Genomic DNA, 14,670 nt, shown 5'->3' on the forward strand with positions numbered 1-14,670 from the left:
ATATGTCAATAATTGAAGAACAGGTTCAGGCAGGCGCTGCCAGCGCTTCTGGGTCGCTGCTTGATGACATCATGGCTCAAGCGCGTATCAGCCCAGTTGATGAAGGCTACAGCGTGGCTAAACAGGGTATTGCCGCGCTGGTCGCTAACATTCTTGATAGCGGTAACGCAGCAGAACCCGTGAACAAAGCGCTGGTCGATAGCATGATCGTCGAACTGGACAAAAAGCTCAGCAAGCAGATTGACGTTATTCTGCATGCTAAAGAATTACAGGAACTGGAATCTTCCTGGCGTTCTATGAAACTTCTAGTTGATCGCACTGATTTCCGTGAAAACATCAAACTGTTGGTGTTGCATGCGACGAAAGAAGAGCTGTTGGAGGATTTCGAATTCGCCCCTGAAATCTCACAGTCTGGCTTCTATAAGCACGTATATTCCAGCGGTTACGGCCAGTTCGGCGGCCAGCCTATCGGTGGCGTAATTGGTGACTATGCGCTGACGCAAAGCTCACCAGATATCAAGCTGATGCAGTATGTCAGCGCTGTTGGCGCGATGGCGCATGCGCCGTTCATCTCTTCCGTTGCTCCGACCTTCTTTGGCGTGGATCGCTTCACCGATCTGCCTTCTATCAAAGATCTGAAGTCCGTTTTCGAAGGCCCGGCTTACACGAAATGGCGTTCACTGCGTGAGTCCGAAGATGGTCGCTATCTGGGGCTGACGGCACCGCGCTTCTTGGCTCGCCTGCCTTATGACCCGGTAGAGAACCCGATTAAGGGCTTCAACTACAAGGAAGATATCAGCACCAATCACGAACACTATCTGTGGGGCAATACCGCCTATCTGATGGGAACGGCGCTGACGGACAGCTTTGCGAAATATCGCTGGTGTCCGAACATCATTGGTCCGCAGAGTGGTGGTGCGATTACCGACCTGCCCGTGCATGTTTATGAAGCCATGGGCCAACTTCAGGCCAAGATCCCGACTGAGGTCCTGATCACCGATCGTCGCGAATATGAAATGGCCGAAGAAGGCTTTATCACGCTGACGATGCGTAAAGACAGCGACAATGCGGCCTTCTTCTCGGCTAACTCGGTGCAGAAGCCGAAGGTGTTCCCAAACACCAAAGAAGGCAAAGAAGCGGAAACCAACTACAAGCTGGGTACGCAACTGCCGTACATGTTCATCATCAACCGTCTGGCGCACTACATCAAAGTGCTGCAGCGTGAACAGATTGGCTCATGGAAAGAGCGTCAGGATCTTGAGCGTGAGTTGAATACCTGGATTAAACAGTACATCGCCGATCAGGAAAACCCGCCGGCAGATGTTCGTAGCCGTCGTCCTCTACGTGCCGCACAAATCAAAGTGCTGGATGTAGAAGGAGAACCAGGTTGGTATCAGGTCACCATGTCTGTGCGCCCGCACTTCAAGTACATGGGCGCGAATTTTGAGCTGTCGCTGGTAGGACGTTTGGATAAGGAATAAGACTCATGCCGTCTCTTTCTGCTTGGGAAAGGGGAAACGCGGCAAGTCTGTTTGATCGTATCCGTGGGGAGGAGCGTCGTTCCTCCCCTGAAACGGACGTTGAAGCACTGATCGAGTCTGTTAAGCGTCAACTGGACAATGTGCTCAACACCCGGCCCGGAAATTGCCGCAGCGCACCTGAGCTTGGCGTGATTGATTTTAATGACGCGACGCAAGGTGGTGCGGATATTCGAGGGAAAATCCGGGAGGCGATCCGACAGTGCATCTGTCGCTTTGAACCTCGAATTGTTCATGTGGACGTCAACACGTCGGACTATTTATCGAATCCGATGGAGATGTCGTTTCAGGTTACCGCCCGGGTCAGATTGGAAGATCTGGAGCAGGTTGCCTCTTTCAATATCCATATGGATAGCCACCGCCATTACAGAATGATCTGATTATGTCACTGGAACATTTTTTCAGGGATGAGCTGACCTACTTGCGCCTGCAAGGGCGTGAATTCGCCAAGGCGCACCCTGAGCTTGCCCGATTTTTGTCAGAACAAACCACAGATCCAGACGTCGAGCGTCTGCTAGAAGGGTTCGCCTTTTTGACAGGAAGCCTGCGGGCGAAGATCGAGGATGAGTTTCCGGAACTGACACACGGTCTGCTGGGCATGCTTTGGCCTAATTACCTGCGGCCCGTACCGAGCATGACAATTATGCAGTTTTCGGTACTCCCCGGCGCGATTGCGCAGCCCGCGTTTGTTGAACGCGGCTGTGAGCTCGACAGCCTGCCGATTGACGATGTGGTCTGCCACTTTCAGACCTGTCACGATGCCTGGATTTACCCAGCGGATATCCGCGAGATCAAGGTACAAAGCGGTAACGATCTTTCTACCATTACGCTGGATATTGGGCTACATGGCCCGCTATCGCTAAGCGATCTGCAACTCGACAAACTGCGCTTTTATCTGGGCGGTGATACCTATACGGCCTACGAACTCTATTTCTGGATCGCCAGCCAGCTGTCGCATATTGAGCTAGAAGTCGATGGGCAACGCTTCCGTCAGGAAGCCAATGTGCTGAAGACGGTCGGCTTTGAGCGTGAAGATGCGCTATTGCCGTATCCCGGTAACGTTTATTCGGGCTATCGTATCTTGCAGGAATATTTTTGTTTTCCTGAAAGTTTTCTCTTTTTTCAACTCGCTGGCGCAGTATGGCCTGATCTCCCGCTGACAGTAACCGAATTCCGCCTACATTTCTGCTTTGATCGTCCGTTGCCGGCGGAACTGAAGATCCGTCCTGATTCGTTCATGCTCAACTGCGTGCCTGCGATCAATCTCTTCCAGCATGATAGCGAACCGATCAACCTCAGCGGGCGCCAGACGGATTATCCGTTGAAGGCCAGCTACCGTGACGCGGATAGCTTTGAAATTTTCTCTGTGGATAAAGTTGAGGGTTGGGTTGAAGGGAATTCAGGCCGTGCTCGCGGTATTCCGCGCACGTACCAGCCTTTTGAGAGCTTTCAACACCAAATTGAGCGAGCCAAAGGGCGGCTGGCGCTCTATTACCGTATTCGGATAAGAGAAGCGGTGAACGGCAATGGTTTTGATCACATGCTCTCTTTTGTCCGCGGTGATGAGCAGGAAGTGATTGATTTGGATGAATCGATCTCGGTGACGTTGACCTGTACCAATCGATCGCGTGCAGCACAGTTGTCTGTTGGGGCGATCTGCGTGCCAACAGGGAATTCCCCGTCTTTCGCAACGTTCCGTAATCTGGTTCGGCCGACGCGACCGCTGCGTCCTGCGATGGATGGGAGTCTGCACTGGACGCTGATCTCCAACCTGTCTTTGAACTATGTGTCACTGCTGCGGCGTGATGCGCTGGTACAGATTCTGCGAACTTACGATTTCCCAGCGCTGCACGATAAGCAGGCAGAGCAAGCCTCGCGTAAGCGTCTAGCGGGTATCGACTCTATCGAAACCACCCCTATCGATCGTCTGGTTCAGGGGATGCCGGTTCGCGGTTTGAAATCAATTCTGTCAGTACGGCAATCCGCGTTCTCCAGTGAAGGAGAACTCTATCTGTTTAGCACGGTGCTGGCGCATTTCTTCTCGCTATACGCCAGCGTCAATGCTTTCCACCTGTTGGAAGTGGTCAACATCGATAACAAGGAGCGCTACCGATGGCCGGTACAGATAGGTCAACACTCAATGATGTGACGTTCCGTCAGGATGTCTCTCGCTTTAATTTTTTCCAATTGGTGGAGTTACTTAACCAAATGGAAGGCGTGGATTTGGAACAAGCGCTGGATTTTCGTCCTGAACAGGAGCGTCTGCGCTTCCGTTCTACGGCCTCCATCGGTTTTCACCCTAGCGATGTCTTGCAGGTGGGACGCGATGATGAGGGACGTCAGGAACTGGAGGTTGCATTTTTGGGTCTGCACGGCAGTCAGTCACCGATGCCTGGCTATTACCTTGAAGAGCTAGCCTGGGAGTACGCGCAAGGCGAACAGAAGCTGGGCGTGTTTCTCGATTTCTTTCATCACCGTTTACTCACGTTATTGCACCGCGCATGGCGGAAATACCGCTATCACGTCCGCTTTCAAAATGAGGGTGAAGATGGATTCTCCCGTCTGATGTTTGCACTTGTGGGGCTAGGGAATGATGCCGTACGCGATAGCCTGCCGGTTAACCGCGCCAAGATGCTTTCCTACGCTGGGGTACTCGCCAGCCCCAGCCGTTCCCCGGAAGTGGTCGCAGGTTTGGTTATTCACTGTTTTGACCTAGATGACGTTGCTGTTATGGCTTGGCAGCACCGCCGCGTGCCCATTGATGAAGGGCAGCAGAACCGTCTGGGCAAAGCAAACATGATGCTGGGCGGTGATTTTGTTATCGGTGACAAAGTAAATGACTGCGCGGGTAAATTTTTGCTCAAGGTCGGCAATCTCAGTTTTAGCCGCTTTCTCAGCTTTTTGCCCAACGGCGAGCATTTTCAGCCGCTGGTGCGTTTTGTCTCTTTCATTCTTCGCGATCAGTTGGCCTGGGATCTGCGTCTTGGCTTTGCGGAAGGTGAAGCCAAGGGCTTAAGCCTGGGCAGTGAGCAAAGCAGCCGATTGGGATGGAGCAGCTTTCTCGGGCAGCCACCCGCGGATCCCTATGTGACGATTTGTGTGCAGGAGTAAATGTGAACGTAATCCATCCACTCACGTTGGTTGTGCTCAACAGTGAGCAGCTCGATATCAATTCTCAGGTGCAGCACCAGTTCGATCATCGTGGTGGCACGCTGGGCGCGTCGGAAAAAGACCAGTGGCAGCTAAGAGATAGGCTGGGCTCGGTGGTCCCTGCACATGCACATATCGAAATGACCGATGGTTATTTCAGTTTGTGCGATCTGAGCGGTCAATCTTTTATTAACGGCTCGCTGTCGCCGATTGGGCGAGATCGCAAAGTTATTTTGTCGCACGGCGATGAGCTGGTGATTGGGCCTTTCCGGCTTGGCGTTTACATCGGCGATCCCACCACGGAACAGGATATCGATCAGGTATTAGGGCAACACACGGACGATGTGCTGGGCGGCTGGTTAAGTGAAGATAAAAAAAGGTGCTCTACGGATCTCGCCGACCCGACGGTCGTGTTGAATGACCCGCTGTGGGCGCTACAGAAAGAACAGAGCCAATCACTATTGCCATCAGACAGTGAGACGGTCGGAGCCTCGTTCACGACCTCTCTTTCTTCTTTTTCTTCTGCTGAGGACACCATGGATCAAAAATTTGTCGAATTACCGACCATCAATACACCGTACGCGGGAGAAGGGCTGGAAGGGTATAGCGATGGTACTTCTCTGGCTCCGCTGATGCGTGGGTTGGGGCTGTCGCTTCAGCCGGGCGATGATGCGCGACTACGTGAAATGCTGGAAGAAATGGGGAAAAGCCTGCGCGCGATGGTTGAAGGCCTGCTGGCATTACAGACGGAACAGTCGGCGATGGCGGACACGCATTTACGCCCGATTGAAGATAACCCACTGCGTCTGGGGCTAGGCTATGCGGATACGCTGTCGGTGCTGTTTGCCGAAGGGAAAAGCCCTGTGCACCTGTCTGCACCCGCCGCGGTGGAAGAAGTGTTGAACAATGTGCGAGTGCATCACATCGCGAACCAGCAGGCGATCGCCGTGGCGCTGGAAAACATTCTTCAGGCCTTTTCGCCTGTCGCGTTGCTTAACCGTTTTGAGCACTATCGCCGCAGCGGCGAACCGTTGGCAGCGGATGACGGCTGGGCGTGGCAGATGTATCAGCACTACTACCGTGAATTAACGTCGCCGCGCCAGCAGGGATTCCAGAAACTGTTCCATCAGGTGTATGTGCAGGCGTATGACCGCTCCGTGCGTCAACAGCAGGAGCAAAAATAATGCTGCGGGCTCTGTGCTTATGTTCCCTGATGTTCCTGCTGTCGGGGTGTACCACGCTGGGAAAAATGGCGCAGGTTGCGGCGAATCCCGATATTCAGGTGGGCAGCAACAATCATCAGCCTTCTACCGTGGGTTTCAGCCTGCTGGCGGAGCCAGATGTTAACCCAAACGATAGCGGTGAAGCCGCCCCTATCGAATTCCAACTGGTTCTATTGGCGGAAGATTCGCGTCTGTTAGCCACCGATTACGACCAGATCACGACGGATATCGAAAAAGCGTTAGCCAAGAATTACCTCAGCCATCAGGACTACACGCTGTTGCCAGGGCAGTTCAAATATCTGCCGCCCGAAGCGCTGGATGAAAAGGTGCACTACCTCGGCGTGGTGGCGCGCTATGCGGATTCGGAAAGCGCCGAGTGGCGCAAAGTTATCAAGCTAAAGAATACCGGGCAGACGTATCAGATCCTCGTGCACCTGCGCAGGGATGAAGTCGAAATCAAAAAAGACCAAGAAGAAGAATAATTATGTCGAGTCGCAATCGCATTATCTGGCGGGAAGGCCTGTTCATTAAACCGCAGCATTTTCAACAGCAGCAAAGACACACCGATTACGCACTGCACGCGCGTCTCAGCGCCCTCAGTGATTATTTCTATGGCTTGCAGTCGCTGGCGATTAATGAGGAATACCTCAATTTTGGTCGTATCGCGCTGGTTAACGCTAGCGGAGTGATGCCTGACGGCACCGTGTTCAATATTCCGGGTGATGATGCTCTGCCGCTGCCGTTGGAGATTACCGATGTCGCGCTGGCAAACCAGAAAGTGTATCTGGCGTTGCCGCTGGCGGTAAATGGCGTCAGTGAAGTCGGTCAACCGGGACAGGGGATCGCCAGCCGCCTGCAATCGCACCGGCATGACGTGCGCGATCTGCACAGCGACGGCGGCGACATCGTTTCTCTGGAAGTCGGCAAGGTCAGCCTGCGCCTGATGCTCGATCGTGACGATCGCAGCGCCTATGCCTCGCTGGCGATTGCCAATATTCTGGATAAACGCCCTGACGGCGGTTTGATCCTAGATCCTAACTTTATGCCATGCAGCATCAGCGTTACCGCGATCCCCACCTTAAAACGCTTTTTGGGTGAATCTGCCGGTTTAGTAGCAGAGCGCGCACGCAGTCTGGCGCAGCGTATTGCCGCACCGGGGCAACAGGGTGTGGCGGACGTGGCCGAATTTATGATGCTGCAATTGCTTAACCGCGCTCAGCCTAAACTGTCGCATCTGGCGCGCCTTGGCACGTTGCACCCTGAACGCCTGCACGAAACGCTGGTTGAGCTGTGTGGTGAACTGATGACGTTTACCGATGAGTCGCGTCTGCCGCCGGAGTTCCCCGCCTATCGCCACGAACATCAGCAGGCCAGTTTTGAGCCACTGATGATGGCGCTGCGTCAAGCCTTGAGCACCGTGCTGTCGCCGCGCGCCGTTTCCATCCAACTGAAGAAACAGCCGTATGGCGTGATGGTGGCAATGGTTGGCGATGCGGAATTGATGGCCAGCGCCGAGTTTGTACTGGCGGTACGTGCGCGTATGCCACAGGAGCATCTGCGTAAACAGCTGCTGCAACAAACGAAGATTGCCTCCAGCGAGAAGATCCGCGAACTGATCAGTCTGCAATTGCCTGGCATCCCGCTGCTGCCACTGCCGGTCGCGCCGCGTCAGTTGCCTTATCACGCAGGTTACAGCTATTTCCAACTGGATAGACAAAGCCCTGCCTGGCAGGTGCTGGTGTCTGGCAACACGCTGGCGTTCCACATTGCCGGCGAATTCCCGGAACTGGATATGCAGCTTTGGGCTATTCGTGGTCAGTAGTCAGGAGAGGAAGAGATGAGCATCGAAGTGATTAAAAATGAGCAACTGGGCGATCTGCTTTTTGACCATGCCCGACAAATGGATATGGACTCTGACTACTGGTTCCGCCTGCGTGGACAAAGTATTAACCCGATGGTGGATGCAGTCACGCCGCTGCTGGGCATGGTAGAGCGGGTCCGCCAACTTTCTGCCTATGGGGGCGTAGAGGATCTCTATCAGCGCGTGGTGTCTGAAATTCAAGCCATTGAGCAGGAATTGCATTCTCATGGCTATGAAAACGGTGTGATTTTGTCTTTCCGCTACATTCTCTGCACCTTCATTGATGAAGCCGTGATGGGGAGGGAGTGGGGCGGGCAAAGCATGTGGTCGGCACACTCCCTGCTGACCCGTTTTCACAATGAGACCTGGGGGGGCGAAAAAGTGTTTGTCCTGCTGGAGAAGCTGCTGGACGACCCAACCCGCTATCGCGACATTCTGGAGTTTATCTACCTTTGTCTCTGTCTGGGTTTTGAAGGGCGCTATCGGGTGATGACACAGGGGCGTGAAGAACTGAACCGCGTCGTGAGCAAGCTGCATGACACCCTGCGCCCTGATCCTGCGAATTCGCCAACGGTTTTCCACCTGAATCTGGGGCAGCAGGCTTCGCGCTACCAGCTGCGTAGACAGGTGTCATTGCGCACGCTGTTTGTCGGCGTGTGCGTGGTTCTGGTGGCCGCCTTCGGCCTGTACCGCTATCAGCTAACTCATCAAACCCAGGACGTACTGCGTCAACTGGGAGAATTATTACAATAACAGGAGCTACACCGTGATTCGAATTGAACTGCCGACACTGGTTGAACGACTCAACCCCGTGTGCCGTCATATGCTGGAAGAAGCGGCGGCACTCTGTATTCAACATCAGGGTGCGGAAATCCGTATTGAGCACCTGTTGATGAAAATGCTGGAAACGCCGCTGTGCGATGTACGCCAGATCCTCAAGCGTGCGGGCGTGGATGCGGACGAGCTGTCTTCGCTGCTGTTGCCTTCCTCCATGGATAAAGAATTTGACGCGGGCTATCCCTCATTCTCTCCTCTGCTGGTGGAGTGGTTACAGGATAGCTGGCTGCTGGCCTCGGCTGAGTTTCAACACGTACGCCTGCGCAGCGGCATCTTGCTGCTGGTCCTGCTGCTGACGCCCAATCGCTATGTGGCAGGTGCGGTATCCCGCCCGCTGGCGCAGATTAACCGTGAGCTTTTACGCCAGCAGTTTGATGAGTGGGTAAAGGATTCGGTGGAAACGGAAGTCGCGGTGCAATCCGCCACGGCTGAACAGGCTGCTGCGGCGAACACGCAACTCTCTCGCTATACCCAAAACGTGACGGAGTCTGCCCGACAAGGGCAACTGGATCCGGTGCTGTGCCGCGATCATGAAATCGATCTGATGATCGACATTCTGTCCCGCCGTCGTAAAAACAACCCGATCGTGGTCGGGGAAGCGGGCGTCGGTAAAAGTGCGCTGATCGAAGGGCTGGCGCTGCGAATTGTTGCGGGTGCCGTACCGGAAAGATTACGGGATGTGGAACTGCTTACCCTCGACCTGGGGGCGATGCAGGCCGGTGCCTCGGTTAAAGGTGAATTTGAGAAACGCTTCAAAGGCGTGATGCAGGAAGTGAAGGATGCGCCGCGCCCGATCATTCTGTTTATCGATGAAGCGCATACGCTCATCGGGGCAGGCAATCAGGCCGGTGGGTTAGACGTTTCCAACCTGCTCAAGCCTGCACTGGCGCGCGGTGAACTGCGCACCATCGCGGCCACGACCTGGAGCGAGTACAAAAAATACGTCGAGAAAGACGCCGCGCTCTCCCGCCGTTTCCAGCTCGTCAAAGTCGGTGAACCAAACGCGGAAGAAGCCACGGTTATCCTGCGTGGGCTGCGCGGTATCTATGAAAAAGCACACGGCGTCCTGATTGATGAAGACGCGCTTCAGGCGGCCGCGCAGCTGTCGGCGCGTTACATCTCCGGTCGTCAACTGCCCGATAAGGCAATCGACGTGCTGGATACTGCCAGCGCGCGCGTAGCCATTAATCTGACGACGCCACCGCGTGCGGTCAGCCAGCTACAGACGCGCCTACATCAGCAGGAAATGGAAATCACCCAGCTTGAGCGTCAGGCGCGTATTGGTCTGGGCAATACCGAAGAACGCTTAGCCGAACTGCGTGACGCCCGCGAAGCTGGTGCGGTGCAACTGGCACAGCTGGAAGCCGATTGGCAGCAGCAGAAAACACAGGTTCAGCGCGTGATTGAACTGCGCACGGGGCTGCTGGATGAAGAGCAGTCTGTCGATTTTGATGCGGTGTCGGCGGCGGCAGAACTGGCGGCCTGTGAACAGGCGCTGGAAGCACTGCAACACGCCTCTGTACTGGTTTCCCCTCACGTTGATAAAACGCAGATTGCGGCCGTTATTGCCGAGTGGACCGGCGTGCCGCTGAATCGCATCTCACAGAGTGAAATGGATGTCGTCACGCGCCTGCCTGAATTCCTGGGGGATTTAATTAAAGGGCAGCAGTTGGCAATTGCTCAATTGCATAAACACCTGCTGACCGCGCGTGCGGATCTTCGTCGTCCGGGACGTCCGCTGGGGGCCTTCCTATTGGTCGGGCCGAGCGGTGTCGGTAAAACGGAAACCGTGCTCCAGATTGCCGACCTGATGTTTGGCGGACGCAACTATCTGACCACCATCAATATGTCCGAATATCAGGAAAAGCATACGGTTTCACGCCTGATCGGTTCACCTCCCGGTTACGTCGGGTTTGGTGAAGGCGGTGTATTGACCGAAGCCATCCGCCAGAAACCGTATTCTGTGGTGCTGCTGGATGAGGTGGAGAAGGCACACCCGGATGTCCTGAACCTGTTCTATCAGGCGTTTGATAAAGGTGAACTGGCTGATGGTGAAGGCCGAGTCATCGACTGCCGCAACGTGGTGTTCTTCCTGACGTCCAACCTCGGCTTCCAGACTATCGTGAACTATGCCGATCAGGCGGATGTGTTGCTGGATGCGCTCTATCCTGAGCTGGCAGCCTTCTTCAAACCTGCGCTGTTAGCCCGCATGGAAGTCATCCCTTATCTGCCACTGGCACATGCCACCCTAGTCGAGATCGTGCAGGGCAAATTGTCGCGTCTGATTTCTCTGTTGCAACAGCGCTTTGGGGCAGAAGTGATTATTGAGAATGAGGTGCCGGAGGAGATTCTTCGGTTGGCGAACCGCAGCGAAAACGGGGCTCGTATGCTCGAGTCGGTGATTGATGGCGCATTGCTGCCACCTGTCTCGCTACAGCTACTGCAACGACTGTCTGCGGGGCAACCCGTCAGCCGTATTCATTTCCGTGTCGAAGCCGGCCAGTTCCAGACTGAGGTGGAGGGCTGAGTATGCAACATGCCCTCGAACTGGCGCTCGCACTCACCCGACAGCATGATGAGGCCGGTCTGTGCGACTGGCTGCTAGAGACGATGCAGGTCGCCTGGCAGCCTCAAGGGATGCTGCTGGGTATGGTGGATGTCAGCGGCAGACTGCTGACCTGCCAAGGACGAGTGCATGAGACGCCAGTGGCGTTGAATCTGGGAGTGGATGATTTTAGCCACCCGCTGGCTTATGCGTTGCATAAGAATCAGGCACGTACTTGGGATTCTCTCTATGGTGGAGCTCGCATTGAGCACCGCGAGTTTCGGCAAATGCTGGTCTCTGTTGGGACGAATTGCGGGCTTCACGCGCTGCCGCTGCTGTCGGACAGCGGCAAGCCGCTGGCGGTGCTGGCATTGTTGGATATGCCAACGCGCTTGCAAACGCTGCATCAGCAGGGTGAGTGCGAACAGTTGGCACAGGTGTTTTGCCGCCAGCTTATGCTACTGCGTGAGTTGGCACACACCCGGCGGGAACAGGTCGCACTGAGAGATTCGCTCCGCCAGATTAAGGATGAAGGGCTGAGCCGTCGTGAGCAGAAAAAGCGGGTAGAAGCCACGCTAATTGGTCGCTCTGTCGTCATTAAAGCGCTGCATCAGCAGATCTATCAGGCGGCAAAACACCGGCTTTCGGTGCTGATCCAGGGCGAAACCGGTTCAGGGAAAGAAGTGGTGGCGCGCCTGCTGCATGAGTGTTCCGAACGGGCCGACAAACCCTTTGTTGCCATCAACTGTGCCGCGATCCCCGAAAACCTGATTGAAAGCGAACTATTTGGCTATCAGAAGGGGGCGTTCTCCGGTGCGCAAAGCAACAAAATTGGTCTGGTCGAGCAGGCCAACGGCGGAACCCTGTTTTTGGATGAAGTCGGCGATATGCCGCAGTCCATGCAGGCCAAGTTGTTAAGAGTATTGGAAACGCACAGCTTCCGTCCCCTCGGTGCGGAAAGAGAGGTTCATTCTGATTTTCGTCTGATTGCGGCGACGCATCAGCCGCTGGAACAGCAGGTGTCTGACGGGGTATTCCGGCAGGATCTCTATCATCGCCTCTGCCAGTGCCTGTTGCAGGTCGCGCCGCTGCGTGAGCGGCCGGATGATATTCGCCTGCTGTGTGAACACTTCATCGGTCAGTTTGCCGATAAGCAACAAAAACACGTTGGATCCTTGAGCCGAGCTTTCCTGCGCCAACTGGTGGGATACGATTTCCCCGGCAATGTGCGGGAGTTGCGTAACCTGCTGGAAGTTGCCTGTGCGCATACGCTGGACGGTGAAGCGCTGTCCCTGACATCGTTGCCCCCCGAATTGCGTGACCGGCTGACGAGCAGTACAGCTGAGGAACAGGATCGTTATCAGCATATCCACGATTTACGTATCGCCACACAGCGGTATGAAGCCGCTGTGATTGAGGCGCGTTTACGGCAGTTTCAAGGCAACCGCCTGCTGGTGGCCGATAGCCTCAATATCCCTAAACGTACCCTCGACCACAAATGCCAGAAGCTGGAGGTAAATTGATGTTTCTGACGATGGCACCCTTACTGTTGGCAACCGCCGCGACCCCCGATCCTGCCTGGCAGTCATTATGGGAACAGTGCCAGAATGAAACGGCTTCGGAGATCCGGCTCGCTTGCTATGACGCGCTGGGCCGGGAAGCTGAGCGCACCGGTACGCTGTCCCCACGGGGAGATAATGCGGCTGCTGGCGGAGCGTTTCAACTGGGACGTGAAGCGGACAGCGGCGATATGACGCTCACCCGCGCACTGGCTGATGGTCATACGCTGGTGATTAGCTGCGCCAGCAATATTACGCACTTGCGCTTAACGCTCAGCGAACCCTGGAAAGGGGAGTCCGTCACGGCACAGTTGGATGGCGTAACGGTGTCCGACAGTTGGTTTATCCGCAATCGCGGGCTGCTGCTGGAATCGGGACGCGGCTTGCCCGCGATTGATGCGTTAAAGCGCTGGATTGGGCATCGCGAACTGGTGCTTAACGGCACGGACGGTCACGCACTGCGTATCGAACTCGCGGGGCTGGGCGAAGCAGTAGCGCCGCTGCGTCAGCAGTGTCACTGGTAAAGGAGGCGTTTATGCATGCACATCCTTGGTGTAAACGCCTGCAAACCTCGTTACCGGATGAGCGGTTGCGTGCGGCAGTATTGGCTGACGATCCGCTCTGGGAAAAAGTAGAAACGGAGCTGGTCAAACTTGGCTCGCTGGCGCATAACCAGGTCGACCTTAACGTGGTGGCGGGGTATTGCCTGACGTTACTGGAAAGCAAAACCAAAGACATGCGGGTATTGGTGCAGCTATTACGCTGCTTACAACACCCAGCTAAAGCAACACCGTTTTCCACCGCGCTGATGCTGCTGGACAGCTGGCTGGAGAGTTACTGGGTAACCGCGTGGCCTGCCAGTCCGGTTCAGAAACAGAAGTTGATGATCCAGATTGTTCGGCGTTTTGAGAGCGTACTTCCTCGTATTGCAGAAAGTGCATCCAGCGCAGAGCTGGAGCAATTACAGCAATTAACTGAGCAGGTGGCGGCCCGCTGGGGCGAACTGGCGAGCGACAAAGCGGCGCTGATGGATGAGCTGGTGCAGGGCGTTAAGCGCGCTAGACAGCGACAGCAGGCGCAGGAACAGGCGAATCAGACGGCAAAACCGACCCCAGCAGAGAGCGGTAGCTCTGGTGGGAGTGAAACCAGCGCCAGGGCTGCTTCGACGCCCGTCAGTTCGGTGGAGATTAATTCATCCGACGAGCGCAGCTGGCGGCAAACCCAACTGAACGTCGCGGCGCTGCTGGTTGAGCGCCATCCCGATTCACCGATGGGTTACCGTCTGCGACGCCACGCTATCTGGTCCGGCATTGCCACACCGCCGATGTCGTCCAAGGGAAATAAAACTCAGTTGGCCCCCGTCTCGTCAGACCGCGTGGATGAATACCAAAGTGCGCTGGCTCAGGCTGATTTGGCGCTGTGGGAACGCATAGAACAAAGTCTGGTGCTGGCACCTTACTGGTTTGATGGCCACATGTTGTCCGCCTCGGTGGCCTCACGGCTGGGACACGTTTCCGTCGCCAATGCGATTGCCGAAGAGCTTTCTGCGTTTATTCAGCGTGTGCCTGAGCTGCGTGAGCTGGCGTTCAGCGATGGCGCACCTTTTCTGACGGGGAAGTGTAGTCAGTGGTTGCAGTCCAGCCAGCCGGTTCGCGGCGGTGGCGGTGCACGACAGGACGATCTGGTGACAGAGGCGGCGGCCTGTCGGGATGAAAAAGGCATCGGGGCGGCGATGGTGTTATTGGATGAGCGCATGCGTCGCATGAAAGAGCCTCGCGATCGCTTTTATGCCGAGTTAGTACTGGCGGATTTACTCGCCGAAGAAGGGATGAAGTCATTGGCAGCACAGCACTATCAGCACATGTGGCAGGAAAGCCAACAATTGGGCCTGATGCAATGGGAACCGGGAATGGTCAGCCGCGTGGAGCGGTTGGCGGCATCCCGCAAAAAATAAGAC

General features: G+C 55.3%; 12 protein-coding genes. All 12 read left to right on the forward strand.

Annotation, left to right across the window (positions count from 1 at the left end):
- Window positions 1-2: 2 nt before the first annotated feature.
- Genes tssC through tssA form a run of 12 tightly spaced genes read left to right on the forward strand, consistent with a single transcriptional unit; the run spans window position 3 to window position 14,667 of the window.
- The gene (gene tssC, locus JFY74_05140; protein ID QQG29446.1) at window positions 3-1,481 is read left to right on the forward strand and encodes a type VI secretion system contractile sheath large subunit; all 1,479 of its coding nucleotides are present in this window, start codon (window positions 3-5) and stop codon (window positions 1,479-1,481) included.
- Window positions 1,482-1,486: 5 nt separating this feature from the next.
- On the forward strand, window positions 1,487-1,918 hold the full coding sequence (tssE, locus tag JFY74_05145; protein ID QQG29447.1) for a type VI secretion system baseplate subunit TssE: 432 nt from the start codon (window positions 1,487-1,489) through the stop codon (window positions 1,916-1,918).
- A gap of 2 nt (window positions 1,919-1,920) precedes the next feature.
- Window positions 1,921-3,687 carry a type VI secretion system baseplate subunit TssF gene (tssF, locus tag JFY74_05150; protein QQG29448.1) on the forward strand — a complete coding sequence of 589 codons (1,767 nt, stop codon included), beginning with the start codon at window positions 1,921-1,923 and terminating at the stop codon, window positions 3,685-3,687.
- Window positions 3,651-4,649, forward strand: a complete 999-nt coding sequence (gene tssG / locus JFY74_05155) for a type VI secretion system baseplate subunit TssG (protein QQG29449.1) — start codon at window positions 3,651-3,653, stop codon at window positions 4,647-4,649. Before tssF ends, tssG begins: the two co-directional genes overlap by 37 nt.
- Window positions 4,650-4,651: 2 nt before the next feature.
- Complete coding sequence (tagH, locus tag JFY74_05160; protein ID QQG29450.1) at window positions 4,652-5,872, forward strand: type VI secretion system-associated FHA domain protein TagH; 1,221 nt, start codon at window positions 4,652-4,654, stop codon at window positions 5,870-5,872.
- Window positions 5,872-6,393 carry a type VI secretion system lipoprotein TssJ gene (tssJ, locus tag JFY74_05165; protein QQG29451.1) on the forward strand — a complete coding sequence of 174 codons (522 nt, stop codon included), beginning with the start codon at window positions 5,872-5,874 and terminating at the stop codon, window positions 6,391-6,393. Before tagH ends, tssJ begins: the two co-directional genes overlap by 1 nt.
- A gap of 2 nt (window positions 6,394-6,395) precedes the next feature.
- Complete coding sequence (tssK, locus tag JFY74_05170) at window positions 6,396-7,733, forward strand: type VI secretion system baseplate subunit TssK (GenBank protein ID QQG29452.1); 1,338 nt, start codon at window positions 6,396-6,398, stop codon at window positions 7,731-7,733.
- A 15-nt stretch (window positions 7,734-7,748) separates the two neighbouring features.
- Complete coding sequence (gene icmH / locus JFY74_05175; GenBank protein QQG29453.1) at window positions 7,749-8,525, forward strand: type IVB secretion system protein IcmH/DotU; 777 nt, start codon at window positions 7,749-7,751, stop codon at window positions 8,523-8,525.
- Window positions 8,526-8,538: 13 nt separating this feature from the next.
- A complete protein-coding gene (tssH, locus tag JFY74_05180; protein ID QQG29454.1) occupies window positions 8,539-11,136 on the forward strand; it encodes a type VI secretion system ATPase TssH in 2,598 nt (865 codons plus the stop codon).
- Window positions 11,137-11,138: 2 nt separating this feature from the next.
- Window positions 11,139-12,677, forward strand: coding sequence for a sigma-54-dependent Fis family transcriptional regulator (locus JFY74_05185; protein ID QQG29455.1), 1,539 nt, complete (start codon window positions 11,139-11,141; stop codon window positions 12,675-12,677).
- On the forward strand, window positions 12,677-13,237 hold the full coding sequence (gene tagO / locus JFY74_05190; protein QQG29456.1) for a type VI secretion system-associated protein TagO: 561 nt from the start codon (window positions 12,677-12,679) through the stop codon (window positions 13,235-13,237). Before JFY74_05185 ends, tagO begins: the two co-directional genes overlap by 1 nt.
- 11 nt (window positions 13,238-13,248) lie before the next feature.
- On the forward strand, window positions 13,249-14,667 hold the full coding sequence (tssA, locus tag JFY74_05195; GenBank protein ID QQG29457.1) for a type VI secretion system protein TssA: 1,419 nt from the start codon (window positions 13,249-13,251) through the stop codon (window positions 14,665-14,667).
- The last annotated feature ends 3 nt before the right edge of the window (window positions 14,668-14,670 follow it).

Origin of the sequence: Pectobacterium carotovorum, assembly GCA_016415585.1 — a bacterium.
Lineage (GTDB): Bacteria > Pseudomonadota > Gammaproteobacteria > Enterobacterales > Enterobacteriaceae > Pectobacterium > Pectobacterium carotovorum_K.

What these genes read in the sequence shown, in the direction of transcription:
- tssC (QQG29446.1), top strand. Translation starts at nt 3, where the DNA reads ATGTCAATAATTGAAGAACAGGTTCAGGCAGGCGCTGCCAGCGCTTCT.
- tssE (QQG29447.1), top strand. Translation starts at nt 1,487, where the DNA reads ATGCCGTCTCTTTCTGCTTGGGAAAGGGGAAACGCGGCAAGTCTGTTT.
- tssF (QQG29448.1), top strand. Translation starts at nt 1,921, where the DNA reads ATGTCACTGGAACATTTTTTCAGGGATGAGCTGACCTACTTGCGCCTG.
- tssG (QQG29449.1), top strand. Translation starts at nt 3,651, where the DNA reads ATGGCCGGTACAGATAGGTCAACACTCAATGATGTGACGTTCCGTCAG.
- tssJ (QQG29451.1), top strand. Translation starts at nt 5,872, where the DNA reads ATGCTGCGGGCTCTGTGCTTATGTTCCCTGATGTTCCTGCTGTCGGGG.
- tssK (QQG29452.1), top strand. Translation starts at nt 6,396, where the DNA reads ATGTCGAGTCGCAATCGCATTATCTGGCGGGAAGGCCTGTTCATTAAA.
- icmH (QQG29453.1), top strand. Translation starts at nt 7,749, where the DNA reads ATGAGCATCGAAGTGATTAAAAATGAGCAACTGGGCGATCTGCTTTTT.
- JFY74_05185 (QQG29455.1), top strand. Translation starts at nt 11,139, where the DNA reads ATGCAACATGCCCTCGAACTGGCGCTCGCACTCACCCGACAGCATGAT.
- tagO (QQG29456.1), top strand. Translation starts at nt 12,677, where the DNA reads ATGTTTCTGACGATGGCACCCTTACTGTTGGCAACCGCCGCGACCCCC.
- tssA (QQG29457.1), top strand. Translation starts at nt 13,249, where the DNA reads ATGCATGCACATCCTTGGTGTAAACGCCTGCAAACCTCGTTACCGGAT.